The sequence below is a fragment of the Streptomyces sp. RKAG290 genome (assembly GCF_023701695.1).
In the GTDB taxonomy this organism is placed as follows: Bacteria; Actinomycetota; Actinomycetes; order Streptomycetales; family Streptomycetaceae; genus Streptomyces.
On record NZ_JAJOZC010000001.1, the window covers coordinates 2198932 to 2223577 of the forward strand.

20 protein-coding genes and 1 pseudogene are annotated in these 24646 nt (G+C 72.0%); 8 read left to right on the forward strand and 13 right to left on the reverse strand.

What is annotated here, in order from left to right; all coding sequences use genetic code 11:
• Window positions 1-142 precede the first annotated feature (142 nt).
• Both LNW71_RS09190 and LNW71_RS09195 read left to right on the forward strand, forming a co-directional pair.
• Complete coding sequence (locus LNW71_RS09190; RefSeq protein ID WP_250967781.1) at window positions 143-1747, forward strand: alpha/beta hydrolase; 1605 nt, start codon at window positions 143-145, stop codon at window positions 1745-1747.
• A 96-nt stretch (window positions 1748-1843) separates the two neighbouring features.
• Window positions 1844-3424, forward strand: a complete 1581-nt coding sequence (locus tag LNW71_RS09195) for an alpha/beta hydrolase (RefSeq protein WP_250967782.1) — start codon at window positions 1844-1846, stop codon at window positions 3422-3424.
• 70 nt (window positions 3425-3494) lie between these two features.
• On the opposite strand, the gene moeZ is transcribed toward LNW71_RS09195, so the two are convergent.
• The 12 genes and pseudogenes from moeZ to LNW71_RS09250 all read right to left on the reverse strand — a co-directional run bounded on the left by moeZ (window position 3495) and on the right by LNW71_RS09250 (window position 18446).
• Window positions 3495-4673, reverse strand: a complete 1179-nt coding sequence (gene moeZ / locus LNW71_RS09200) for an adenylyltransferase/sulfurtransferase MoeZ (RefSeq protein WP_250967783.1) — start codon at window positions 4671-4673, stop codon at window positions 3495-3497.
• An 85-nt stretch (window positions 4674-4758) separates the two neighbouring features.
• The gene (locus LNW71_RS09205; RefSeq protein ID WP_250967784.1) at window positions 4759-5601 is read right to left on the reverse strand and encodes a spherulation-specific family 4 protein; all 843 of its coding nucleotides are present in this window, start codon (window positions 5599-5601) and stop codon (window positions 4759-4761) included.
• Window positions 5589-6553, reverse strand: a pseudogene (locus LNW71_RS09210) (NAD-dependent epimerase/dehydratase family protein). Before LNW71_RS09210 ends, LNW71_RS09205 begins: the two are co-directional and overlap by 13 nt.
• A gap of 137 nt (window positions 6554-6690) precedes the next feature.
• A complete protein-coding gene (locus LNW71_RS09215) occupies window positions 6691-7830 on the reverse strand; it encodes a hypothetical protein (RefSeq protein WP_308294563.1) in 1140 nt (379 codons plus the stop codon).
• Between the two features lie 571 nt (window positions 7831-8401).
• On the reverse strand, window positions 8402-10195 hold the full coding sequence (locus LNW71_RS09220; RefSeq protein ID WP_250971947.1) for a glycosyltransferase: 1794 nt from the start codon (window positions 10193-10195) through the stop codon (window positions 8402-8404).
• A 190-nt stretch (window positions 10196-10385) separates the two neighbouring features.
• Entirely contained in the window at window positions 10386-11978 is a 1593-nt protein-coding gene (locus tag LNW71_RS09225; RefSeq protein ID WP_250967786.1) for an ABC transporter ATP-binding protein, read from the reverse strand.
• Entirely contained in the window at window positions 11975-12964 is a 990-nt protein-coding gene (locus tag LNW71_RS09230; RefSeq protein WP_250967787.1) for an ABC transporter permease, read from the reverse strand. Before LNW71_RS09230 ends, LNW71_RS09225 begins: the two co-directional genes overlap by 4 nt.
• Window positions 12961-13944, reverse strand: coding sequence for an ABC transporter permease (locus LNW71_RS09235; protein ID WP_250967788.1), 984 nt, complete (start codon window positions 13942-13944; stop codon window positions 12961-12963). The genes LNW71_RS09230 and LNW71_RS09235 overlap by 4 nt, the downstream gene beginning before the upstream one ends.
• A gap of 2 nt (window positions 13945-13946) precedes the next feature.
• On the reverse strand, window positions 13947-15674 hold the full coding sequence (locus LNW71_RS09240) for an ABC transporter substrate-binding protein (protein WP_250967789.1): 1728 nt from the start codon (window positions 15672-15674) through the stop codon (window positions 13947-13949).
• Window positions 15675-15870: 196 nt separating this feature from the next.
• Window positions 15871-15966, reverse strand: a complete 96-nt coding sequence (locus LNW71_RS36890) for an Ms4533A family Cys-rich leader peptide (protein WP_311316959.1) — start codon at window positions 15964-15966, stop codon at window positions 15871-15873.
• A 156-nt stretch (window positions 15967-16122) separates the two neighbouring features.
• Window positions 16123-17496, reverse strand: coding sequence for a DUF3152 domain-containing protein (locus LNW71_RS09245; RefSeq protein ID WP_285802080.1), 1374 nt, complete (start codon window positions 17494-17496; stop codon window positions 16123-16125).
• Window positions 17481-18446 (reverse strand): alpha/beta fold hydrolase, encoded by a 966-nt coding sequence (locus LNW71_RS09250; protein ID WP_250967791.1) that lies wholly within the window; start codon window positions 18444-18446, stop codon window positions 17481-17483. The genes LNW71_RS09245 and LNW71_RS09250 overlap by 16 nt, the downstream gene beginning before the upstream one ends.
• A gap of 109 nt (window positions 18447-18555) precedes the next feature.
• Between LNW71_RS09250 and LNW71_RS09255 the strand changes: the two genes are divergently transcribed.
• The 4 genes from LNW71_RS09255 to LNW71_RS09270 all read left to right on the forward strand — a co-directional run bounded on the left by LNW71_RS09255 (window position 18556) and on the right by LNW71_RS09270 (window position 20484).
• Window positions 18556-18771, forward strand: a complete 216-nt coding sequence (locus LNW71_RS09255; protein ID WP_250967792.1) for a hypothetical protein — start codon at window positions 18556-18558, stop codon at window positions 18769-18771.
• A gap of 167 nt (window positions 18772-18938) precedes the next feature.
• Window positions 18939-19580, forward strand: a complete 642-nt coding sequence (locus LNW71_RS09260; RefSeq protein WP_018105511.1) for a TetR/AcrR family transcriptional regulator — start codon at window positions 18939-18941, stop codon at window positions 19578-19580.
• A gap of 131 nt (window positions 19581-19711) precedes the next feature.
• Window positions 19712-19939, forward strand: coding sequence for a DUF3107 domain-containing protein (locus LNW71_RS09265; protein ID WP_024490505.1), 228 nt, complete (start codon window positions 19712-19714; stop codon window positions 19937-19939).
• Window positions 19940-20214: 275 nt separating this feature from the next.
• Entirely contained in the window at window positions 20215-20484 is a 270-nt protein-coding gene (locus LNW71_RS09270; protein ID WP_250967793.1) for a hypothetical protein, read from the forward strand.
• 83 nt (window positions 20485-20567) lie between these two features.
• On the opposite strand, the gene LNW71_RS09275 is transcribed toward LNW71_RS09270, so the two are convergent.
• Entirely contained in the window at window positions 20568-21302 is a 735-nt protein-coding gene (locus LNW71_RS09275) for a ferritin-like fold-containing protein (protein WP_250967794.1), read from the reverse strand.
• A 450-nt stretch (window positions 21303-21752) separates the two neighbouring features.
• Between LNW71_RS09275 and LNW71_RS09280 the strand changes: the two genes are divergently transcribed.
• Window positions 21753-23687, forward strand: coding sequence for a DEAD/DEAH box helicase (locus LNW71_RS09280; RefSeq protein ID WP_250967795.1), 1935 nt, complete (start codon window positions 21753-21755; stop codon window positions 23685-23687).
• A gap of 112 nt (window positions 23688-23799) precedes the next feature.
• On the forward strand, window positions 23800-24645 hold the full coding sequence (locus tag LNW71_RS09285) for an alpha/beta fold hydrolase (protein WP_250967796.1): 846 nt from the start codon (window positions 23800-23802) through the stop codon (window positions 24643-24645).
• The last annotated feature ends 1 nt before the right edge of the window (window position 24646 follow it).

Sequence of the window (24646 nt, forward strand, 5' to 3'; positions counted from 1 at the left end):
CACCGCGGCAACCGCCCGTCGGCAGTCGCACCGATGGCGTGCGCGGGCGCGTCAGGGCCCTCCCGCCGCTGCCGCAGGACACGGCCACCCGCTTGGACCGGCGCCCCGTGCACGCTCCCGGCCCCCGCCGCACGATGGAGCGATGAGGACCTCCCCTGCCCTGCGCGCCACCGCCCTCGCCGCCACCGTGACCGTGCTGCTCCCGCTCGCCGGCTGTTCGGACGGCGGTGACAAGGACGCACCGGACCGGTCGAAGAGCTCGCCGCACGCGGCGAACGCCGCCGCGACCGGCAGCCCGTCCGGCCTCGCCGCCCAGAAGCTGAAGTGGAAGCCCTGCCCCGCCCCGTCCCAGGCGGAGGGCGGCGGCGCCGCACCCTCCCCGCTGCCCGGCGGGGCCGTCTGGGAGTGCTCCGTCATGAAGGTCCCGCTCGACTACGCGAAGCCCGACGGCGACACCATCGGGCTGGCGCTCGTCCGGGCGAAGGCCATGGACAAGAAGAAGCGGATCGGTTCGCTCATCTTCAACTTCGGTGGCCCCGGCGCCTCGGGGGTCGCCACCCTGCCCGCCTTCGGCACGGAGTACGACAAGCTGCGCACCCGCTACGACCTGGTGAGCTTCGACCCGCGCGGGGTCGGCCGCAGCGCCGGCGTGGAGTGCGAGAACGACAAGCAGCTGGACGCCCGCTACGAGGAGGACGGGACACCGGACACCGCCGCCGAGGAGAAGGCGTTCACGAACGACACGAAGACGTACGCGGCGGCCTGCAAGAAGAACTCCGGCGCCGAACTCCCCTTCGTCGGCACGACGAACGCCGCCCGCGACATGGATCTGATGCGTCAGGTGCTCGGCGACGAACGGCTGTACTACTTCGGCATCTCGTACGGCACCGAACTGGGCGGCGTCTACGCGCACTTGTTCCCCAAGAGCGTCGGCAGGTCGGTGCTGGACGCGGTGGTCGACCCGACCGAGGACTCCGAGCAGTCCTCCCTCGGCCAGGCCAAGGGGTTCCAGCTCGCGCTGGACAACTTCGCCAAGAGCTGCGCGGACCGGGGCGACGCGTGCAAGCTGCCGGGCTCCGACGCGGACGAGGTCGAGCAGGGGGTCTCCGACCTGCTGGGCCGGCTGGAGAAGAAGCCCGTGCCCGGCATCGGCTCCCGGAAGCTGACTCAGACGCAGGCCACCACCGGCATCGCGTCGGCCCTGTACTCCAAGGAGACCTGGCCGCTGCTGGAGCAGGGCCTGGACGAGGCCGACGGCGGCAACGGCGCGCTGCTCCTGGCGCTCGCCGACTCCCTCAACGGCCGTTCCCAGGACGGCCACTACGACAATTCGGCCGCGGCCAACCTGGCCATCAACTGCGCCGACTCCAGGGAGCGGTTCACGCTCGATCAGACCAAGGCCAAGCTCCCCGAGTTCCATGACGCCTCACCGGTCTTCGGTGACTACCTGGGCTGGGGTCTGATGGCCTGCACCGGCTGGCCGGTCGCGGGCACCTGGAAGACCCCTGACGTCAGCGCCCCTGGCTCGGCCCCTCAGCTGGTCATCGGCAACACCGGCGACCCGGCGACCCCGTACGCGGGCGCGAAGGCGATGGCCGACGAACTGGGCAAGGGCGTCGGCGTGCAGATGACGTACAAGGGCGAGGGGCACGGGGCGTACAACAGCGGCGACGCCTGTGTGCAGAAGGCGGTCGGCGGCTACCTGCTGGACGGCAAGGTGCCGGCCGCCGGAACGGTCTGCGGGTAGGGCCGGGTCCGCCGGAACGACCCCGGGTCCGGGCGGGAGGCGCCCTACCATAGGCGAACTGTCGAACGGGCAGGCACAACGGGGAGGGACGGACACGTGGTCGCATTCGCACGGGCCGGGGCGCTGGCCGCCACCGCGCTGCTGCTGACGGGGGCACTCGCGGGCTGTGAGGACGGGACGGACGACAAGCCCGGCGCGCGGGCGGACGGCAGCACGGCCACCTCGCCGTCCGCCCGTGCTTCGTCCACCGCGAGCGGGAAGCCGGGGCTGCCGGCGCTGCCCGGCTCGCTCACCTCGCAGCGGCTTGGCTGGAAGCACTGCAAGGCCCCCGAGGGCGGTACGGCGCCGGGTTCCGCCTGGCGCTGTGCGACGGTCCGCGTCCCGCTGGACTACACGAAGCCGGCCGGCACCACGATCGGGATCGCGCTGATCCGCAAGGAGGCCCGGGACAAGAGCCGACGGCTGGGCTCGATGCTGTTCAACTTCGGCGGCCCCGGCGGATCGGGGGTTTCCATCCTGCCCCGCGCTGCCGGTTCGTACGGAGAGCTCAACACCCGTTACGACCTGGTGGGTTTCGATCCGCGCGGGGTGGCCGCGAGCGCCGGGGTGCGGTGCCGCTCCGACCGGGAGCAGGAGGACGCCTCCCGGAAGGTCGACATGACTCCGGACACGGCGGCCGAACAGGCGGCGTTCATGAAGGACGGCGCCGACTTCGGCGCCGGATGCGCGCGCATCTCGGGCAAGGTCCTGCCGTTCGTCGGCACGACGAACGCCGCCCGGGACATGGATCTGATCCGTCAGGTCCTCGGTGACAGGAAGCTGACCTACTTCGGCATCTCGTACGGCACCGAGCTGGGCGGCACGTACGCGCACCTCTTCCCCGCGAGCGTGGGGCGCACCGTGCTGGACGCCGTCGTCGACCCGACCGCGGACACCGTCGGGCACGCCCGCAACCAGGCGACCGGTTTCCAGCGGGCGCTGGACAACTACCTCAAGGACCGCGGCGAGGACCCGAAGGCGGGCACCCGGCGCATCGCCCGGCTGCTGGCGCGGATCGACAGGAAGCCGCTGCCGACGGGCACGGGCCGCACGCTCAACCAGTCACTGGCCATCACGGGCATAGTGACGCCGCTCTACTCCAAGGGCAACTGGCCGCTGCTGACGGAGGCCCTGGACGAGGCGACGAACGGCAACGGCGGCAAGCTGCTGGAGCTGGCGGACTCGTACAACAGCCGTGACGAGAGCGGCCATTACGGCACCGAGAGCCACTCGCAGCGCGCCATCTCCTGCGCGGACAGCAAGGCACGCCCCTCGGCGGCCGAGGCGAAGGCGCTGGTGCCCGGATTCGAGAAGCTGTCCCCGGTCTTCGGCGCGTTCCTGGCCTGGGACACCGCGGGCTGGTGCTCGAACTGGCCGGTGAAGGGCGAGCACGACACCCCGGAGGCGAGCGCCCCTGGCGCCGGGCCGATCCTGGTCGTGGGGACGACGGGCGACCCGGCCACGCCGTACGAGGGCGCGCGCAAGATGGCGGACGAGCTGGGCAAGGGGGTGGGCATCCTGCTCACCAACAAGGGCGAGGGGCACGGCGCCTACGGCCAGAACACCTGTGTGACGTCGACGGTGGACACGTACTTCCTGGACGGGAAGGTGCCGGCGGACGGCAAGACCTGCTCGTAGCCGGCAGGGCGGCACACGCCGAAGGGGCCGGCCCGCATGATGCGGGCCGGCCCTTCGAAGCGTTCAGCCGCTAGTACACCGGCTTCTCGGGCTCGATCTGGTTGACCCAGCCGATCACGCCGCCGCCGACGTGCACCGCGTCGGCGAAGCCAGCCGACTTGAGGACCGCGAGGACCTCGGCGCTGCGGACACCGGTCTTGCAGTGCAGCACGATGCGCTTGTCCTGCGGGAGGTCCTGCAGGGCGCTGCCCATCAGGAACTCGTTCTTCGGGATCAGCTTCGCGCCGGGGATCGAGACGATCTCGTACTCGTTCGGCTCACGGACGTCGATGATCTCGATCTTCTCGTCCGCGTCGATCCACTCCTTGAGCTGCTTGGGAGTGATCGTGGAGCCGAGCGCCGCCTCCTGGGCCTCCTCGGACACGACGCCGCAGAAGGCCTCGTAGTCGATGAGCTCGGTGACGGTCGGGTTCTCGCCGCAGACCGCGCAGTCGGGGTCCTTGCGGACCTTGACCTGGCGGTACTGCATCTCCAGGGCGTCGTAGATCATCAGCCGGCCGACGAGCGGGTCGCCGATGCCGGCGAGCAGCTTGATGGCCTCGTTGACCTGGATGGAGCCGATGGACGCGCAGAGCACGCCCAGCACGCCGCCCTCGGCGCAGGAGGGGACCATGCCGGGGGGCGGCGGCTCCGGGTAGAGGCAGCGGTAGCAGGGACCGTGCTCGGACCAGAAGACGGACGCCTGGCCGTCGAACCGGTAGATGGAACCCCAGACGTACGGCTTGTTCAGCAGCACCGCGGCGTCGTTGACGAGATAGCGGGTGGCGAAGTTGTCCGTGCCGTCCACGATCAGGTCGTACTGGGCGAAGATCTCCATCACGTTCTCGGCTTCGAGCCGTTCCTCGTGAAGGACCACGTTCACCAGCGGGTTGATGCCCAGCACCGAGTCCTTGGCGGACTGGGCCTTGGACCGGCCGATGTCGGCCTGGCTGTGGATGATCTGGCGCTGCAGGTTCGACTCGTCGACCTCGTCGAACTCCACGATGCCGAGCGTTCCGACACCGGCGGCGGCCAGGTACATCAGAGCCGGCGAGCCGAGACCGCCGGCGCCCACACAGAGCACCTTCGCGTTCTTCAGCCGCTTCTGCCCGTCCATCCCGACATCCGGGATGATCAGGTGGCGGGAGTACCTGCGGACCTCGTCGACGGTGAGCTCAGCAGCTGGCTCGACCAGGGGTGGCAGCGACACAGGAACCTCAACAATGCAGGTGGTCGGTTTCTACGTACTTCGACTACGTACGGTTGTTCTTGCCGTAACACTGCCACGCCCCCTCTCATTCCGAGATACCCGGTCCGATCCGCGAGACGATTTCGTCCCAGTACCTGGGCAGAGTCGCGAATGGATCGCTTTGTCCGCGCCCGTTGCCCGGATCCGCCTCTCCGGTGCGGTCCGTGAAGAAGATCGTTCCGGCGCCCTGCCAGCGCGCGATGCGCATGGCTTCCTCCAGGTGGGTGCGCGGGATGCCGTGGACGAAGTGCGCGAACCGGCCGGGCGGGTAGGCGGCGGTCCACTCCGCCACCTGGGACCAGCGGTAATCGGTCCACGGGCCGCGGAAGGTGACGAGCTGGTCGGCGGCCTCCGCGTAGCCGGGATACGGGTGGGTGTCGTGCCCGAGCACCAGGTGCCCGCCGTCCTGCGCGCTGTCGCTGTCCTCCAGCAGCGCGGCGAGCGTGCTGGTGAGACGGCGGACGGCCGGGAGGCCGGGGCGATCGGCCGGACACCGGTCGAGGTAGAAGCCGTCGACGCGGTACCAGTCGAGGAAGGCCTGGGCGTCGGCGATCAGCTCGCCGAAGGGCCGGCTGCCGTGGGCCAGATCGAGCTGTCCTAGCAGCCGGCCCGCCGACGCCCGCACGGAGTCCGGCGGCTCCGCGCCGTGCACGGCGCGTTCGCGGGCGTTACGGAGCCGGCCGGCGGCCTGCAGGCAGTGCGGGTCGGGCCGGGTGCCGGGGCCGTTGTCGATGTTGAGGACGGCCCAGTGCAGCGGGGTGCCGGGGCGGGTGAGCTCGGCCCATTCGACGGGTGCGAGCAGCGGGTGCGCGTAGCCGGGGACCCCGAAGCCGAGCTGCTCCGCCCCGCTGGTCCGGCGGGCCGTGCCGGTGCTGGTCAGATACGGCACGCCGCCTCCATCCAGATGTCGGCGAGGGACTCCTCCAGATTGATCCGGGGGCGCCAGCCCAGCCGGTCCCTGGCCGTGCGGACATCGGCCTGCTGCCAGGCGCCGCAGCCGTCCGGGTAGGGGGACGGGGTGGCCGAGAGGTGTTCCATGACCGATTCGGTGGAGGTACGGGGGGCGCCGATGGGGAGCCGGGCCGGGGGCGTGTCCAGCTCGTGGAGCGCGCCCCCGTATCCGGCGACCTTGGCGAGCACGGCGGCGGCGTCACGGAGCCGCACGGCCCGGCCGGTGCCGATGTTGACGACGCCCTGGGCGGCGGAGAGCGAGGCGGCGTGCACGGCGCGTGCGACGTCGCGCACGTCGACGAAGTCGCGCTGCACGCCGAGGCCGCTGAGCTTGAGCTCACCGTCGCCGGACTGCATGGCGCGGCGCATCGCCTCGGCGAGCCGGCCGAGCGGGGAGCCGGCCGGGGTGCCGGGGCCGACGGGTGAGAAGACCCGCAGCACGACGGCGTCCAGGCCGGAGCCGAGGACGAGTTCGGTGGCGGCGAGTTTGCTCACTCCGTACGGCCCGCCGGGCCGGGGGATGGCGTCCTCCGCGGTGGACGAGCCGGGCTGCGAGGGGCCGTACTCCGAAGAGCAGCCGACCTGGACCAGCCGGGCGGTACAGCCGCTGCGTCGCATCGCTTCGCAGACGGTGGCGACGGCGACGGTGTTGTGCCGGGTCAGGTCGCGGGCCCCGCCCGGGTGGCGCCCGCGCAGTTGACGACGACTCCGGGGTGGACGGCGTCCAGGAAGCGCGTGAGCGCTCCGGGGCTGCCGCTGGCGAGGTCGAACCGTACGTCGGCATCGTCGCCGCGGCCGAGCGCCGTGAGGTGTACGGCGGGGTCGGCGAGCAGCCGGTCGGCGACGAACCGGCCGAGGAATCCGTTGGCTCCGAGCAGCAGCACCCTCATCGCGCGCCCCCTGCGTGCCGACGGCGGGCTGCCGGTGCGGGGTATTGGGGGGTCATGTCCGGTTTCTCCTTGGGGAAGTTGCGTACGGTGCGGGAAGGGACCCGCGGCGTCGGCTCCGCGGGGGCTGTGTTGGTGCGTCAGGCGGCGGTGTGGGCGGAGGCTCGGGAGAGAGCGACGGTGGCGGTGGTCAGCAGGCCGAGCGCGGCCGCGCCGCAGGCCACGGCGGGTACTGCGCCGGTGCCCGCCGCCTCGACGAGCACGTCGACCGGCCGGGCTACGGCGTCGAGGCCGGGCAGCCGCCCGGCCAGGATCAGTGCGGGAGCAGCGGCCTCGACGGCGCAGGCGGCGGCGAGTCCGGTGGCGGCGGGTTCGGGGAAGCCGTGGACGGCGAGCAGCCGGGCCAGCAGGAGCAGTACCCCGAGGGCGGCGGCTCCGACGGGGGCGCCACCGCCCCCGATCCCCAGGCCGGCCAGGTACAGCAGCCCGGTGAGTACGACGAGGAAGAACGCCACGGCGCCGAACAGCAGGGGGCGCACGCCTGCGGCGAACTCCTCCAGTGCGCGGCTGCCGTGGAGTTTGCGGTGAGCGTGCACGGAGAAGAGGTGCGCGCACCAGGCCGCGGGCGCCACCGCCACGGCGAGCCCGAGCAGGGGTGCCGGGGTGATCGCCCAGGGGCCTTCGGGACCGCCGCTGAGCACCTGGTCGAGCAGGGCGTTGCCGTACAGGACGTAGCCGAGCAGCCAGCAGCCGTACATGTCGGCGGCGCCCGTGGAGCGGCCGCCGGTGGAGAGCGGGCCGGTACGCAGGGCGAGGGCGAGCCCGATCAGCGCGAGGAGCCCGCCGCCGCTGCCGATGGCGAGCCGCGCCTCGTCACCGAGCGCCCCCTCGGTGAGCCGCAGCGCGACGAGGGTGGCCAGGCAGGCGGCGCCGGGCAGCAGCGCCCGGAGCGACCACGCGGCGCGCGTCTCGATGTCCCGCGCCGGAGCGGGAAATGCTCCGCCGGACTCCCCCGCGATGCCGGGTACCCGTGCGAACAGTTCCTCGGCGAGCGAGAACACGTCGCGGTGCCGGTAGCGGGCGGCGGTGCGGTCGGTGACGCCGTGGGCTTCGAGCCCGGCGGCGATCTCCAGCGGATCGACGGCGCGCTCGCAGAGTTCGCGGTGCCGGTGCATGAGCGTCTTCACGGGGTCGGCGGGGCCACGTCGGCCCGTGCTGAGCTTGCGCGACGGCGCGGCACGCGCGATCTCGGGGGCGCGTGGGGAGGAGTGCACCTCCACGAGCTCCGGGGAGGCGGCGCGACGCACGGGCGGCGGGGTCCGCTGCGGTGCGGCCTGCTGTCCGCGCGGCTCGCTCTGCGGGGTGGCCCCCGGGGCCGCGCCCGTCCCGGCATCCGGGTTCGCGCACCGCGCTGCGGCAGCCGCGACCGCCGGGGCACTTGTCGGCTCGGCCTCGGGCACTGCGTCCGGCGTGGCCTCGGGTTCGGCAACCGGCTCGGCCTCCGGCAGCGCGTCCGGCGTGGCCTCGGATACCGCGTCCCGCCTGGCCTCGGATACCGCAACCGGCTCGGCCACGGGTGCGGGTCCAGCGTCCGGCCCGGCCTGCGTCAGCGGCCCGGCTGCCGTGGTGGCCGGCCCGGCGTCCGGGGTCTCGGTCGATCCGACGTCGGACCGCCCGGCGTCCGGGGTCTCGGTCGGGCGGCCCATCGTCGTTCCTCCGTGCTTTTCACCCGGTGCGCCGGGCAGTCCTGGCCGGTCCTGACCGCGAGCCGGCTCACCCGGTGCGCCGGGCAGTCCTGACCGGTCCTGACCGCGGCCCGGTCCGGCCGTTTCCTGGTCACACATCCCCTGGTCACACATCGCCGTCCCCCGCTCCACGCGCTCCGGCCCAGCTCGGCGTGCGCTCGGCGGGTTCCGGGGCCGAGCCCTCGTCCGGCTCGGGCCACAGGCCGAGGACGTGGGCCTCCGGAGGGGTGGCGAAGGGGCGCGGTCCGCCGTGCGCGGCCGCCGCCTCCCGGCGCACCGGGGCCCGGGAGATCAGCTCCAGGTAAATGCCGCGAAATGCCGCGAGGTTCTGTTCGACGGTGAAGAGTTCGAGCGCCCGGGCGCGCGCCGCCGCACCCAGGCGCGCACGGCGCTCGGGGTCCCGCAGCAGCGCCAGACAGGCGTCCGCGAGGGCGCGGGGGTTGCGCGGCGGCACCACGAGCCCCGTGCCGCCGATGACTTCGACGACCGCGCCGACGTCCGTCGAGACCGTGGCCCGGCCGCAGAACATCGCCTCGACCAGGCTGATCGGGAAGCCCTCGACCACGCTGGAGAGCACCACGACCCCGCCCGCCGCATACGCGTGGGCCAGGTCGGGCACCTCGACCCCGCCGATGTCCTCGAAGGAGACCGGGTTGTCGCCGACGGCATGCGCGTCAGCGGCCTCGTCCGGGAACAGCTGGGCGGCGAGTGCCCGGCAGTGCGCGAAGTAGCCCGCACCCTCGGGCCCCTGGGCCGGCGCGCCGATGATCCGCAGCCGGGCGTCGGGCTCCGCCCTGCGCACTTCCGCGAAGGCGTGCAACAGCGCGATCAGGTCCTTGGCGGGCTCGATCCGGCCGACCCACACCAGGGTGTCCGGGCCGCCGTCGCCCTCGTTCTCGCCCAGCGCCGCGAACCGGCCGGACTCCATGCCGGGGTAGACCGTGCGCACCTTGGCGGGTTCCGCGCCGCAGCGCTCCTGCCAGCGGCGGGCGTGCGTGTTGCCTGGGGTGATGAGGGCCGCCTGGCGGTACACCTCGCCGGCCAGGCGGCCGTGGAAGTTCGCCAGCAGGGCGCGCACCGGCGCACTGAGCGGGGTGCCGGTCGCCGCGAGATAGTGCGACCGCAGCTGCACGGCGTGCTCGGTGACCAGCAGCGGCACCCCGAAGAAGCGTTTGGCCAGCAGCCCGGGCAGGGCCGCGGCGCCTCCGGAGGTGGCGTGGCAGAGGTCCACGGCGCCGAGGCTCTCCTCGTCGTACCAGTCGAGGGAGAGCGGGCGGAGGACCCGGTCGAGCTCCGCGGCGAAGGCGAGGAGGTCGGGGACGGTGGCGCTCTGGACGGTACGGCCGGTGCCGGGCGCGCCGCAGGCCGCCTCCAGGATCCGTACCGCGGTCTCGGAGCGGAGCGCGGCGGGAAGTCCGCCGTGCTCACAGGCCAGTTCGGCGAGTCCGTAGAGGCCTTCGGTGAACCGGGCGTCCTCGGAACCGGCTGCCTCGCCGGGTGCACCGCGGCCGGCGGGGTCTTCGCCCTCACCCCGCTCGCCACCGGTCGCGCCCGCCGAACAGACCGAGGTCGCGAGCGCCGTGAAGTGGGCGGTGAACCGGCGCCGTTCGCGCCGTCCGTAGGACCGTGCGCCCCCTCCGGTCAGCAGGCGTGAGAGCACTCCCCTGGGGGCGTGGAGGCCCAGGGTGTCCTCGTCCGCGGTCCACAGCGGCGCCGTGCGTACCCGGCTCACATGGACCGGGAGCTGCACCCAGCCCTGCGCCTCCTGCTCGGCCGTGCGGCTGAGCGCGAAGAGATCGAACTCGTGCTGCGTGAGTCCGCGCACCAGACGGTCGCACCAGAGTCTGGAATCACCGGTCGCATACGGATAACCACCGTCGGTGAGCAGTCCGATCCGCACGAGCACACCCCCGATCTCCCTTGTGGGCGGCCACCGTTGGATCGGCGACTCGCAGCGGGACGACCGTAAGCGGATACGCCGGTGGTGCGACGGACGGTTGTCCGTCGCACCACCGAAAGGGGTGAACCGTCGTAACTTTCCCGCCCGCGTAGCGTTCCGTCGCGCTATAGAGGCATTCGGCTACGTAGGGTCAGGCCGCGGTCAGCTCCTTGCGGGCCTCGCGACGCGTCGCCGCGAGGGCCGGATCGAGTGTCGGCACGGCCGCCAGAAGCTGCTTGGTGTACGGGTCGCGGGGCGCTCCGTACACCTGCTCCACCGGGCCCTCCTCGACGATCCGGCCCCGCCGCATGACGGCGACCCGGTCGCTGACCTGCCGTACCACGGCGAGATCGTGCGCGATGAAGACCAGCGCGAGTCCCAGTTCCTGCTGCAGCTCGGACAGCAGTGCGATGACCTGGGCCTGGGTCGTCACGTCGAGGGCGGAGACCGCCTCGTCGCAGACGATCAGCCTCGGTTCGGCGGCCAGCGCCCGCGCGATGCCGATGCGCTGACGCTGTCCGCCGCTGAACTCGTGCGGATAGCGGTCGTACTGCGCCGGGTCGAGCCCGACGCGCTCCAGCAGGTCGCTCACGCGCGCCCTGATCACGCCCTCGTCGCGCTGTCCGCGCGCCCGCAGCGGGTCGGCGACCGACTCGCCGACGGAGCGGCGCGGGTTGAGCGAGGAGACCGGGTCCTGGAAGACCATCTGCACCTGGTCCACGCGGGTGAGCCGCCCGGAGGTGGGCTCCAGCAGACCGACGAGCATCCGCCCGAGTGTGGTCTTGCCGCTGCCGCTCTCGCCGACGATGCCGAGCGTCTCGCCGCGGCGGACGGTCAGCGAGACCCCGTCGACGGCGGCCAGGGCGGACTTCCCCCTGCCGAACACCTGCCGCACGCCGTCGGCTTCGGCGAGCACCTCGGCCTCGTCGGTCACCGGGTGTCCGGTCGCCGCGGCCGGACTGTCCGCCTGCGGGGCGATACGCGGCACCGCGGAGAGCAGCGCCTTGGTGTAGGGCTCGCGCGGCGCACCGAGGATCTCCGCCACCGGGCCGCGCTCCACCGCGAGTCCGGACTGCATGACCAGTACCTCGTCCACCGACTCCGCCGCCACGCCCACGTCATGGGTGACCAGCAGCAGCCCCATGCCCGTCTCCCGGCGCAGGTCGTGCAGCAGGTCGAGGATCTGGGCCTGGACGGTGACGTCCAGCGCGGTCGTCGGCTCGTCGGCGATGAGCAACTGCGGCTCGCAGGCCAGCGCCATCGCGATCAGCGCCCGTTGCCGCATCCCGCCGGAGAACTCGTGCGGCCGGGACCGGGAACGGCGTACCGCGTCGGGAATCCCGACCCGGTCCAGCACCTCGACGGCCTTGGCCCGCGCCGCCCGCCGGGAGACCCGGTGGTGGACGCGGTACACCTGGGCGATCTGGTCGCCGACGGCGTAGTACGGGTCCAGCGAGGAGAGCGGGTCCTGGAAGACCATCGCCGCCTTGGCCCCCCGCAGCCCGCGCAGTTCCGCGTCGCCGGCGGACTGGACGTCCACGCCGGCCACCCGGATCGAGCCGCCGACCCTGGCACCGGTCCCCCGGTGCAGTCCGAGCAGGGCGTACGCCGACGCGCTCTTGCCGGAGCCGGACTCGCCGACGACACCGAGCGCGCCGCCCGCCTCCAGCGAGAACGACAGGCCGCGCACCGCGTGCACGTCGCCGAACGAGATCGAGAGATCGGTGACCTCGACCAGACTCATGTGAGCACCACCCGTCGGTCGGCCGTCGCCTGCAGGATGTCCGCGACGGCATTGGCGATGACGACGAAGAATCCGGTGACGAGCACCAGACCGACGACGACCGGGAGGTCCACGTTCCGGACGGCTGCGACGAGTTCGCGGCCGATCCCGGGAATCCCGAAGAGCGACTCGGTGAGCACGGCGCCGCCGAACATCGAGCCGATGTCCAGCGCGCCGAGCGCGATCACCGGGGCGAGCGCGCCGCGCAGTGCGTGCCGTCCGACGATCACCCGCTCGCTGACCCCGTACGCCCGGAAGGTCCGCACATGGTCCTCGGCGAGCGTCTCGAGCATCGACGCCCTGGTCATCCGGGCGTACGGAGCGGCGGAGATGAGCGCCAGCGAGATCCACGGCAGCAGCAGGTTCCAGGCCCACTGCTCCGGGTCCTCGGTGAACGGCACGTAGTCCGGGAAGGGCAGGATCTGGAGCGCCGTGACGCAGATGATGATCAGCAGCAGGCCGATCACGAAGACCGGTGTGGCCATGCCGGCCAGGGTGATCCCGGTGAGGATGCGCTCGGTGGCGCGGCCACGGCGCCACACCGAGAGCACTCCGGTGCCGACGCCGAGCACCATCCACAGCACGAACGCGCCGACGGCGAGCGAGGCGGTGGCCGGCAGTTTGGTGACGATGAGCTGGGTGACCTGCTGGCCGCTCTGGTACGAGAGTCCCAGGCACGGGGCATCGCAGTGCACCACACCGGTGCCGGTGGAGTAGTCGCGGCCGGCGACCAGGCTCTGCAGGAAGTGCGCGTACTGCACGTACACCGGGTCGCCGAGGCGCAGTTGGTCGCTGACCTGGGCGACCTGCGCGGGCGAGCAGCGCGGACCGCAGGCGATCTGTGCGACGTTGCCCGGTGCCACGTAGAAGGCGGCGTAGACGACGACGCTGAGGGCGAGCAGGACGAAGAGCGCCCCGCCGAGCCGCCGCAGCAGGAACCACCTCATGCTCCGGCCTCCTTCCTGGCGCCGGTGCCGATCCGCAGCCGGGAGGCGGCGCGCGGGTCCAGTGCGGTGCGCACGCCCTCGCCGAGGACGGTGAGCGCGAGCACGGTGACGAAGAGCAGTCCGGCCGGGATCAGCAGGTAGGTGGGTGCCGCCTGGTACCAGGTGTCGGCGTCGCTGAGCATCTGTCCCCAGGAGGGCGTGGGCGGTTTGATGCCGACGCCCAGGAAGGACAGGGCCGCCTCGACGACGATGTTCGCAGGGAAGAGCAGCACGGCGTACGTGATGACGGGCGCGGCCAGCGCGGGCAGCAGTTCACGCCGGGCGATCTGCCACGGTCCCCAGCCGCTGAGCCGGGCGGCCGCGACGTGGTCGAGCGATTTCAGGGCGAGGGTCTTGGCGCGCACGATCTTCGAGACGTGGGTCCAGCCGACCAGGCCGACGAGCAGTGCGATCAGCACCGGGCGCGGGAATCCGGCCGGGACGACGGCGAGTGCGCCGAGGGCGGCCACCATGACGGGCAGGGCGACCATGACATCGGTGACCCGGCTGAACGCCTGGTCGACGAAGCGGTTGCCGAGGCCTGCCGCGAGGCCGGTGAGGACGCCGATGATCACCTGCAGCAGCGTCGCGCCGAGCGCGACACCGAGCGAGACCCGGGCGCCGTACACGACGCGGGCGAACAGGTCGCGTCCGGTGAGCGGTTCGACGCCGAGCCAGTGATCGGCGCTGATCCCGCCGAAGGAGCCGAGCGGTACCCCGCCGGTCGCGGAGTCGACGAGGCCGGGGTGGTACGTGGTGGGGTCCTGGCCCTCGATGCCCGCGAGCAGCGGTGCGGCGAGCGCGGTCAGGACCAGCAGGGCGACGACGGCGGCCGCCACCAGGGCGGAGCGGCTGGTTCGCAGCCGCTGCCAGAACGGATGAGCCCCGGAGGCGGGGGCCTCGACGGCCCCCGCCTCCTTGACCAGCAGTGCTTCGGCCATGGTTACTTGACCGCGACCTGCGAGATGTCGAGCACGCCGGTCCAGTCGCTGATCACGACGTTCTTGACGGACTCGCCGTACAGGCGCTTGTAGACCGGGTGGAACAGCGGCACGGTCAGTGCCTGCTCGCCGACCTTCTTGTCGAGCGCGCCCCAGCGCTTGGCGGCGGCGCTCAGGTCGGTCAGCTTGTTGATCTCGTCGATCTCCTTGTTGACCGCGGAGTCGTTCAGCTGGGAGGCGTTGAAGTTGTAGCCGGCCTTGACGATCTGGCGTCCGTCGAAGATCGGCGCGAAGAACGGGCCGCCGGAGGGCCAGTCGGCGCCCCAGCCGCCGAGGAAGAAGCCCGGCTCGCTCTTCACGTTGTAGATCGTGTCGGAGTAGGCGTTGTCCTCCAGGCCCCGGAGCTTGACGGTGATGCCGGCCTTCTTCAGCGCCTCCTGCAGCGCGGTGGCGATCTCCGGGCTGGTGGCGAAGTTCTTGTCGTTGTTGTGCGTGAGGGTGACGGTCAGCCCCTTGGGGTAACCGGCCTCCTTCAGCAGCTCCTTCGCCTTGGCCGCGTTGCCGGTCTTGCCGGCCGGGAAGGCGTCGTACGGCGTGTAGCCGAAGGAGGCCTGGTCCGGCAGGAAGGTGGTGGCGGGCTCGGCGAGCGAGGAGCCGCCCGCGGCGTTGACCACGGAGGAGCGGTCGACGGCGTAGGAGATCGCCTTGCGGACCTTCGGGTTGTCGAACGGCTTCACCTTCGGGTTGAAGGCGATGTAGTTCGTGTAGCCGAAGTGGCCGGTGCCGACCCGGGCCGCGAGCTTCTTGTCGCCGCTGACCTTGGCGAGTTCGGCCGGGCCGAGGTTGGTGTCGGTGGTGACGGCCGCGGCGTCGGCGCCCTGCGAGGAGGAGAGCCGCTGGTTGATGACGGCGGAGTCGAGCCCGGAACGTACGTCGATCCGGTCGGGGTAGGCCTTGCGCTCCTCGTCGGTGGCGGACGACCAGTGGGTGTTGCGCTCCAGCGTGAGGCGCTCGCCGTCACCCTCGTTCTTGACGACCTTGTACGGCCCCGAGGAGAGCGGGTGCTCCTCGTACTTCGTGCCGGTGTCCTTGGCCTTGGGCACGGGGGTGGTCTGGGTCTGCGTGGCCAGGAAGGGGAACTCGCCCTCGGGCTTGTTGAGGTGGAAGACGATCGTCTTCGCGTCGGGCGTCTCGATCGAGTCGAGGCCCTTCTTGTCCTTGTACGGGCCCTGGTAGCCGGCGCCGCCGATCAGCCAGTCGCGCAGGTAGGGCGCGCCGCCGGAGAGCTCGGCCGCGAAGGAGCGCTCGATGCCGTACTTGATGTCGGCGCTCGTGATCGCGGAGCCGTCCTCGTACTTGAGGCCGTCCTTGAGGGTGTACGTCCAGACGGTGGCGTTCTTGCTGGGCCTGCCCAGGTCGGTCGCCAGGTCGGGGACGACCTTCGAGCCTGCCGCGCCGTCCTCCCGGTTGCGGGTGGTGAGCGTACGGAAGACGAGCGAGGGGACGTTGCCGCCGCCGGAGGTGTAGAGCCGGGCGGGGTCGAAGTCCTCCTGCGGGGCGCTGTTGAGGACGGTGAGCGTGCCGCCCTTCTTGGGCGCGCCCGCTGCGCCGGAGCTGCCGTCGCTGCCCTTGCTGCTGTCCTCGGGCCCGCAGGCCGCGGCGCCCGCGGCCACGACGAGTACTGCGGCCGCCGCTGCTACGCGGCGCGATATGACGGACGGTTGACGCATCGGAAGGTGACCTCTCGGATGTACTGCCTGAATGGAGGAAACAGAAGCGAATCCGTGCAGGCGGCGACGAGAGAGTGGGAAGCCGGGAACCGGAACTGCCGCGCCTGCGGACGGATTACGCCCGGTGCGGCAGTCGGGGAGGTCCGTCCGGGACTTCAGAGCCCGGACAAGGGGCCGACGCGCACTCGGGCAGGCGTCAGCAACAGTCGACGTCGGCGACGCTGTGCCCGGTCACACCGATGAGCGCCAGCTCAATGGCGGCGCGATCGAAGGTGACGAGGCTGCGTGACATGCGAGAAATATGAGCGACGGCCCGCACGATGTCAACGCAATGTGAGACAGCAGTCTCGCTATCCGGACAGACGTACCGGCAGGGCCGTGCGGACGGCCCGGCTACCGGCCCTCCTGCGCCTGCGCCCGCGCCTGCCCCCGCAGACGCAGGTCAGGGTCAACGAGCCGGATACACCCAGGCGTTGGGACGGCACTTGATGCCTTCGATATCCAGCGATTTGGTCTGCTGCTGCATCACCGGAGCGAGGGAGCCCGGCGTGCGGCAGCTCACATGATTGTGTCCGAGCCGGTGGCCGACCTCGTGGTTGATCAGCATCTGACGGTAGGAGAAGAGCTTGTCCGGACCGAAGGTCGACGAGCCCTGGGCCCAGCGATAGGCATTGATCATCACGCGTTCGGTGGCGGCGGAGTCGCAGGAGACGTTGTCCTCCGTCGTGTCCAGACCCGACTTCTCGCACCAGACGCCCGTGGTCCCGGGACTGGCCAGCGTGATCACGAAATCCGGCTCACCACCGGAAATCCGTTCGAAGGTCATGTCGCCGTCGTGCGCCCAACTCCGGTCGTCATTGAGGGTCTTCTGGACCGCCTGGGCAAAGAGTGCCGAGTCGAGGGCGAGGCCCTTCTCGACATCGATCCGGTAGCGGTATTTGTGCCCCTTGCCCGGAGCCTTCGCCGCACCGGGGACGACCTCGAATTTCCCCGATCCCTTCAGCGCCGGCGCCAGCGGATAGGGCTTGGCCATCTTCTGCTCGTACGAAAGCGGCTTGACCATCACCTTGGGGGCGGGCGTCCTCCTGCTGTCCGAGCGGGAGGTGTCGGCGCCGCCGTCCCGGTCCACGCCCGCGGGCTGCGCGGCACTGGCCCGGCCGCCGCCGTCGTGGGCGACCTGGCCCGCCACGACGACCGCGAGCACCGTGGTCACCGCGGCGGCCGCGATGCCGGTGAAGGTGCGGCCCTTGCCGCCCTTGGGGTCCCTGGCAGGCGTCTGGGCGGCATCGCCGCCGCCCGGCGGCCGTTCGCCCCGGTCACCGGCGGAGCTGTGCGGATCGGCCGGGGCGGCCTGCGCCGGGACCGGCCCGCGGGGTGCGGGCGCGGCGGCCGGGGCGTCGAAGGCCTCGACGAACTCCCGCCGCGGTCCCGGTATCAGCGGCTTGGTGCCGGCCCCACGGGGGTTCTGCTGCGCCTGCGGCCGCGGGGGCGCCGACGTCTGTGCGGCGATGCGGCCGGTTCCGCCGCGCGGCGTACCCGGCCGCTCGGTGGGCCGCTCCATGGGCCCGGTGCCCCAACCGCCGCCGGGTTCACGCTGTTCGGGGTGTCCACCGCGCACCTGGGGAGCGCCCCGGGGCGGGGTGTGGCCGTCGGCGCCGGCCGGCATCTCACCGGGCCGCCTGCGTCGGCCGTTGCCGGGTGCGGGGCGCACGCCCTCGCGCTCGGCGCCCGCGTCCACCGCGGCGGGCCCGGCCTCAGGGGCCGTGGCCCCAGGGCCCTTTCGACTGTGTCGTCCCACGCCCCGTATCAGCTCCCGCCGCATTCGTCGAGCAGTTCCCGGAACGCCTGGGCGACCGCCTCCGGGTACTCCATCATCGCCACATGCCCGGCGTCGGGCAGTGTCAGCAGCCGCGCGTCGCGGAAGGCCGCGGACGCTCTGCGTGCCATCCGGTACCCGATGAGCTGGTCCCGTCCGCCGTACACGAGCTGGGTCGGTGCGAGCACCCGCTCGGCCTGGCGCCACAGTCCGTGCTGGCCGCCCAGTGTGTACGCATCGACGATGCCACGGGCGGAGCGCGCCATGGCGTCCCAGAAGTACGGCAGCTCCAGCCTTCGCTCCATTTCGGCCACCGCATCGCGGAAGCCCGCCTCGGAGACACGTGCCGGATCGCCGTAACAGAGTGCCATGACTCCGCGGGTGCGTTCCTCCGCGGTCCAGTCCCGGGTCAGCCGGGAGAACAGGGAGACGACGCCCGGAACGGCGAGCAGCGCGGTCGGCGCGGCCGACAGCTGGACCCGGAGCTCGGGGAGCGCGGGCGAGATCAGGGTGAGGGTGCGCACCAGGTCGGGACGGACCGCCGCGACCCGGGTCGCGACCGCGCCGCCGAGCGAATTGCCGAACAGGTGGACGGGACCCCGCTCCCCCGCGTCGAGGAAACGGATCACCGCGCGGGCGTGGCCGGTGACGGAGTAGTTGCCGTCGTCCGGCGGCGGTGAGTCCCCGAATCCGGGCAGGTCCAGCGCCTCGCTGTCCAGCACGTCCGCCAGCAGCGGCATCAGCGCCGACCAGTTCTGCGAGGAGCCGCCGAGCCCGTGCACGAAGTGAGCGGCCGGCAGCCCGGTCCGCTCCGGCGGCCGCGAACGGACGGTCAGCGTCAGTCCGGGCAGCGTCACGGAGCGAAGCTTCTCGCCCTCCGCGACCCTGACGGTGCTCACCGTGGGGGCCACCGCTGCGGCGGCGGCACGGACTCCCGGCAGCTCGGTCGAAGACATGCGGCAATGTTACGAGACGATCACACCGTGGTTCATGTGTTCGCCGTCACACACCGCATAGCGCCTTCGGGCCCTTGCTCCTACGCTCGGAGCAAGGAAGGGAGTCACCATGACGGTCGACCCCAGCGACCCGGACAGCTTCGAGGACGTCCAGCCGGACGAACCCGGCCAGGAGACACCCGCCGCGGACGCCGCCGAGCAGCAGACGAACCTGCGCCCGGAGAGCGACGAACCACTGACGGAACTCGACCGGAACCGCGCGAACGAGGCCGATGCGGCCGAGCAGGCCCGCGTCGTCTCACAGGATGAGGACGATTACCGCTGATACGTCCTGCTATGCGGCACAGATCGAAGAATCTGTGGCTACCGCAGTCGTCCGGTCCGTGAAATTCTGCGTCCGCGCCGCGCATACCCGGGTTACCCGAAAGTACGATGGCGGTATGGCGCAGCGTGCACGGAACGGTGTGTCGGATCACAAATTTGGGAGGCGGCGTGACAGCCATCGAGCAGACCGAGGCGGCGCGCCCGCGGGGCACTCGCCTGCCCCGCCGCGCCCGACGCAATCAGCTCCTGGGTGCTGCGCAGGAGGTATTCGTCGCGCAGGGCTACCACTCCGCCGCGATGGACGACATCGCGGAACGGGCCGGCGTCAGCAAGCCGGTGCTCTACCAGCACTTCCCGGGCAAGCTCGAGCTCTACCTGGCCCTGCTCGACCAGCACTGTGAGTCGCTGCTCCAGGCGGTGCGCACGGCGCTCGCGTCGACGACCGACAACAAGCTGCGCGTGGCCGCGACGATGGACGCCTACTTCGCGTACGTCGAGGACGAGGGCGGCGCCTTCAGGCTGGTCTTCGAGTCGGACCTGACCAACGAGCCGGCCGTGCGCGAGCGGGTCGACCGGGTCTCGCTGCAGTGCGCCGAGGCGATCTCCGACGTGATCGCGGGCGACACGGGCCTGTCCAAGGACGAGTCCATGCTGCTCGCGGTGGGCCTCGGCGGGGTGTCCCAGGTGGTCGCCCGCTACTGGCTCTCCAGCCGGTCCGCCATTCCGCGCGACACGGCGGTGCAGCTGCTCACCTCGCTGGCCTGGCGGGGCATCGCGGGCTTCCCGCTGCACGGCATCGATCAGCACTGACCGGGCGGCCGCCGGGCGTGTTCGCTGCGGGCGTTGCCCGTGGAGCCCTGGCGGGTCCCCTCAGCGGGCTAATGTGTGCTGCGTACGGCGCGGTTCACCGCGCAGGGACTGACCGTCGGAGGGACATAGCCGTGGAGGTCAAGATCGGGGTGCAGCACACGCCCCGGGAGATCGTTCTGGAGAGCGGGCTTTCCGCCGAAGAGGTCGAGAGCGCGGTTTCCGAGGCTCTCGCCGGCAAGGCGCAGCTGCTCAGCCTCACGGACGAGAAGGGCCGCAAGGTCCTGGTGCCGGCCGACCGGATCGCCTACGTGGAGATCGGCGAGCCCAGCACCCGACGGGTGGGGTTCGGCGCGCTGTAAGGGCGCGCACGGACAAAGTGACCGTGGAAGCGGCCCGGCGGGGGATTCCCCGCCGGGCCGCTTTCCGTCGGGCTGCCCGCACACGCCGCGCCGCCGCCACTCCCGCACGCCGGCCGTTCCTGTCCGACGGCTGTTCCCGCGACGGCTGTTCCTGCGACGGCTGTTCCTGTGCGACAGCTGGGCGAAGCCTGTCCGCGGAAGGATTGCGTCCGGTAGCCCGGGGGTAGTACCGCCAAGACCGAATTGCCCGCCCCGTACCTGCGAGGTGATCGCCTGTGATCTTGGAAACCCTGGGCTCCGTCGTGTTCGGACTCGCCCTCTCCTGGGCGGCGCTCCGCTCCCTGTCGCGCCGCCTCCCGGCCCGTCGGACCGTCTTCGGTGCCGGCGCCCTGGGAGCCCTGTTCGGCGCGTATCTCACGCACTCCGTCCTGGGCCCGGGCCACGCGGCCGCGACGCTGGTCGGCTCGGTGCTGATCTCCGCGGTGACGCTGTCCCTGCTGATCAGGCCGCGCAGCCGCCGTCTGAGCCGGTCGGCGGCGGTCTGACGCCGCCACCGTGGCCCCGGGGACCGGGCTCTCCCGGACCCCGGCGGCACCGGCTGAGGGCTGTCCCGATTGCCGGACGGCCCTCAGGCAGCCAGACCCAGGGTGGCCATCCGCTTGGTGTGGGCCTCGGTGATCCGCGAGAACATCCGGCCGACCTCGGCCAGGTCGAACCCGTCGGCCACCCCGCCCACCAGCATGGTCGACAGCGCGTCGCGGTCCGCCACCACCCGCTGCGCCTGCGAGAGCGCCTCGCCCATCAGCCGTCGCGCCCACAGCGCGAGCCGGCCGCCGAGCCGCGGCTCCGCCTCGATCGCGGCCCGCACCTTCTCCACGGCGAAGTTGCCGTGCCCCGTGTCGTCGAGCACGGCGAGCACGAGCGAGCGGGTGTCCGCGTCGAGGCGGGCGGCGACCTCGCGGTAGAAGTCACTGGCGATCGAGTCGCCGACGTAGGCCTTGACCAGGCCTTCCAGCCAGTCCGACGGGGCGGTCTGGCGGTGGAAGTCGTCGAGGGCCTTGGCGAACGGCTCCATCGCGGCGGTCGGCTCCACCTCGATGGCCGTCAGCCGGTCCGTCAGCCGCTCGAAGTGATGGAATTCCGCGGACGCCATCTTCGCCAGCGCCGCCTTGTCGCCGAGCGTCGGCGCGAGTTTGGCGTCCTCGGCGAGCCTCTCGAAGGCCGCCAGCTCCCCGTAGGCAAGTGCTCCGAGCAGGTCAACGACGGCGGCCTTGTACTGCGGCTCCGTGGACGCGGTGGCCCAGTCCTGGTCGGCGATTTTGGTGGATGCGGGGGTTTCCGTGGCGTTGTCAGGCGTCTCCATGGAGCGCAGAATAGCCCGCCCGCCGAGGGGTCGAGGGGTCCGGCCGACGACTGACGTCACACCGTTCCGATGAATTCGCCCAACACAGATGCGCGAATCCGGGGTACAGTGGTATTGCGCTTACTGAGCATTTTGCAACTGCTCGTGGCGCGAAATTGAATGAGGATGCCCGGTCGGTGGCCCGATCGGCTCCGACCCGACAGCCCTCCACGCGACGCGTACGCCCTGTACGACCGCAGATGAGGGGCCCCTCAGCGGCACGAGCGCTCGAGCGACGGCAGTGGTCCCGCGCCACTCGGCCAATCCACGGCCGGATGACCAACCCCGGCACGGTACGACCCCCTTCGTTCGCCTCGGATCGCGTTTCACAGAAGAGGCAATACCCTGACTACGTTCCGAGACCTCGGGATTCTTTCCGAGACGGCCGAAGCCCTCGAAGCTGTCGGCATCATGTCCCCCTTCCCCATCCAGGAGATGACGCTCCCCGTAGCGCTCTCCGGCTCCGACGTCATCGGACAGGCCAAGACGGGCACCGGCAAGACGCTCGGTTTCGGTCTTCCGCTGCTGGAGCGCGTCACCGTCCTCGCGGACGTCGAGGCAGGCCGGGCAGCGCCCGAGAAGCTGACCGACGCGCCGCAGGCCCTGATCGTCGTCCCCACCCGCGAGCTCTGCCAGCAGGTCACCAACGACCTGCTGACCGCCGGCAAGGTCCGTAACGTCCGCGTGCTCGCGATCTACGGCGGCCGGGCGTACGAGCCCCAGGTCGAGGCCCTCAAGAAGGGCGTCGACGTGATCGTCGGCACCCCGGGCCGGCTGCTCGACCTGGCGGGCCAGCGCAAGCTCGACCTCTCGCACATCCGCGTCCTCGTTCTCGACGAGGCCGACGAGATGCTGGACCTGGGCTTCCTGCCCGACGTCGAGCGCATCATCACGATGCTGCCGGCGAAGCGGCAGACGATGCTGTTCTCGGCGACCATGCCGGGCGCGGTCATCAGTCTGGCGCGTCGCTACATGTCGCAGCCGACGCACATCAACGCCACCTCGCCCGACGACGAGGGCACGACCGTCAAGAACACCGCGCAGTACGTCTACCGCGCGCACAACATGGACAAGCCCGAGCTGGTCTCGCGCATCCTCCAGGCCGACGGCCGCGGACTCGCCATGGTCTTCTGCCGTACGAAGCGGACAGCCGCCGACATCGCCGACCAGCTGGAGAAGCGCGGTTTCGCCTCCGGCGCGGTCCACGGCGACCTCGGCCAAGGCGCCCGTGAGCAGGCGCTGCGCGCCTTCCGCAACGGCAAGGTGGACGTGCTCGTCTGCACCGACGTCGCCGCCCGCGGTATCGATGTCGAGGGCGTGACCCACGTCATCAACTACCAGTCCCCCGAGGACGAGAAGACCTATCTGCACCGGATCGGCCGGACCGGCCGCGCGGGTGCCAAGGGCATCGCGATCACGCTGGTCGACTGGGACGACATCCCGCGCTGGCAGCTGATCAACAAGGCCCTGGACCTGAAGTTCCCCGACCCGGTCGAGACGTACTCCACGTCCCCGCACCTGTACGAGGAGCTCAGCATCCCGGCCGGCACCAAGGGTGTCCTGCCGCGCATCGAGCGGACCCGCGCCGGTCTGCGGGCCGAGGAGATCGAGGACCTCGGCGAGACGGGCGGCCGTGGCCGCAAGTCCGCCGCCGCCCCGGCTCCCGCCGTCCGCGAGGAGCGCCCCGCGCGCACCCCGCGTCAGCGCCGTCGCACCCGTGGCGGTTCCGCGGCCGAAGAGGGCGCCACCACGGTGCCCGCACCCGCCACCGAGGCCGTCGTCGAGGCCCCCGAGTCCACGGACGGCCCCGCCGAGCCGCGCACGCCGCGCCGGCGCCGGCGCGGCCGGGTCGGTGCACCGGACGTCGCCGCCGAGGCAGCGGTGGACGTGGCGGAGGCTCCGGTCGTCGTCATCGACACCGCGCCGCCCGCGGTGAAGACCAGGACCAGGGCGGCCAAGGCCAGGACCGAAGTCGTGGTCGAGGCGGAGGCCGTGACCGAGGCCGAAGCCGTGACCGAGGCCAAGCCGCGTCGCCGCCGCGCCCGGGCCGCCAAGCCGGTGACGGAGGAGGTCGACTTCCAGACCGCCCCCGTGGCCGAGCCCGCGCCCGAGGCGCAGACGGTCACCAAGCCGCGTCGCCGTGCCCGGGTGATCAAGCCGGCCGAGGACGAGGTCGACTTCCAGATCGCGCCGATGGCCGAGCCCGAGACGGACAGGCCGCGTCGCCGCACCCGTACGGCAGCCAAGCCGAAGACGGATGCCGTGGCGGAGACCGCCACCGACGGCGAGGCCAAGCCGCGCAGGCGTCGCGCGCCGCGCGCGGCTGCCGCGAAGTCCGAGGGCTGAGCGCCGCCGGATGGTCCGGGGGTCACCCCGGACCGGCCGGCATCGAATGTGACGGACGGGCCCGAGGGATTGCCTCGGGCCCGTCCGGCGTTCCACGGCATAACCTCTTCCCATGAGCCGGCCACCCACCTTCACCCCGCCCCCCTGCGCCCGCGCCCGTGCACTGCACACCGCGCGCGGGGAGTTCGCCGTGCTGGACGCGGTGCCGCCTGCCGAACCGCGCGGCACCGCTCTCCTGCTGCCCGGGTTCACCGGCAGCAAGGAGGACTTCATCGCCCTGCTGGAACCGCTCACCGAGGCCGGCTACCGTGCCGTCGCCGTTGACGGGCGCGGCCAGTACGAGAGCGAGGGGACGGATCGTCAGGAGTCCTACGCACAGGTGGAGTTGGCCCGCGACGTACTGGCCCAGACGGCCGCGCTGGGCCTCGGCGACGGCGCGGTCCAGCTGCTCGGGCACTCGCTCGGCGGGCAGATCGGCCGGGCCGCGGTGCTCCTGGACGCCGCGCCGTTCCGGTCACTCACGCTGATGTCGTCGGGGCCGGCCGAGGTCGTCCAGTCCCAGCAGGTCAAGCTGAAGATCCTCGGTGACGCGCTCGCGACCATGAGCATGGACGACGTCTGGGCGGCGATGCGCGCCTTCGACCCGCCGGCGGAGGCGGACACGGGCGGCGAGGACATGCGGCGGCGCTGGCTGCGCCACCGCCCCGCCCAGCTCATCGCCACCGGCCGTCAGCTGGCCACCGAACCGGACCGGGTGGCCGAGGTCGCCGCCACGGGGATGCCGGTCCACGTGGTCTCAGGCGAGCGCGACGACGTCTGGCCGGTACCGCTGCTCGACGCGATGGCGGTGCGCCTCGGTGCGCGCCGGACCCGGATCGAGGGCGCCGAGCACTCCCCCAACACGGACCGGCCGGGGCCGACGGCGGCCGCACTCGTCTCCTTCTGGGACAGCCTGTAGG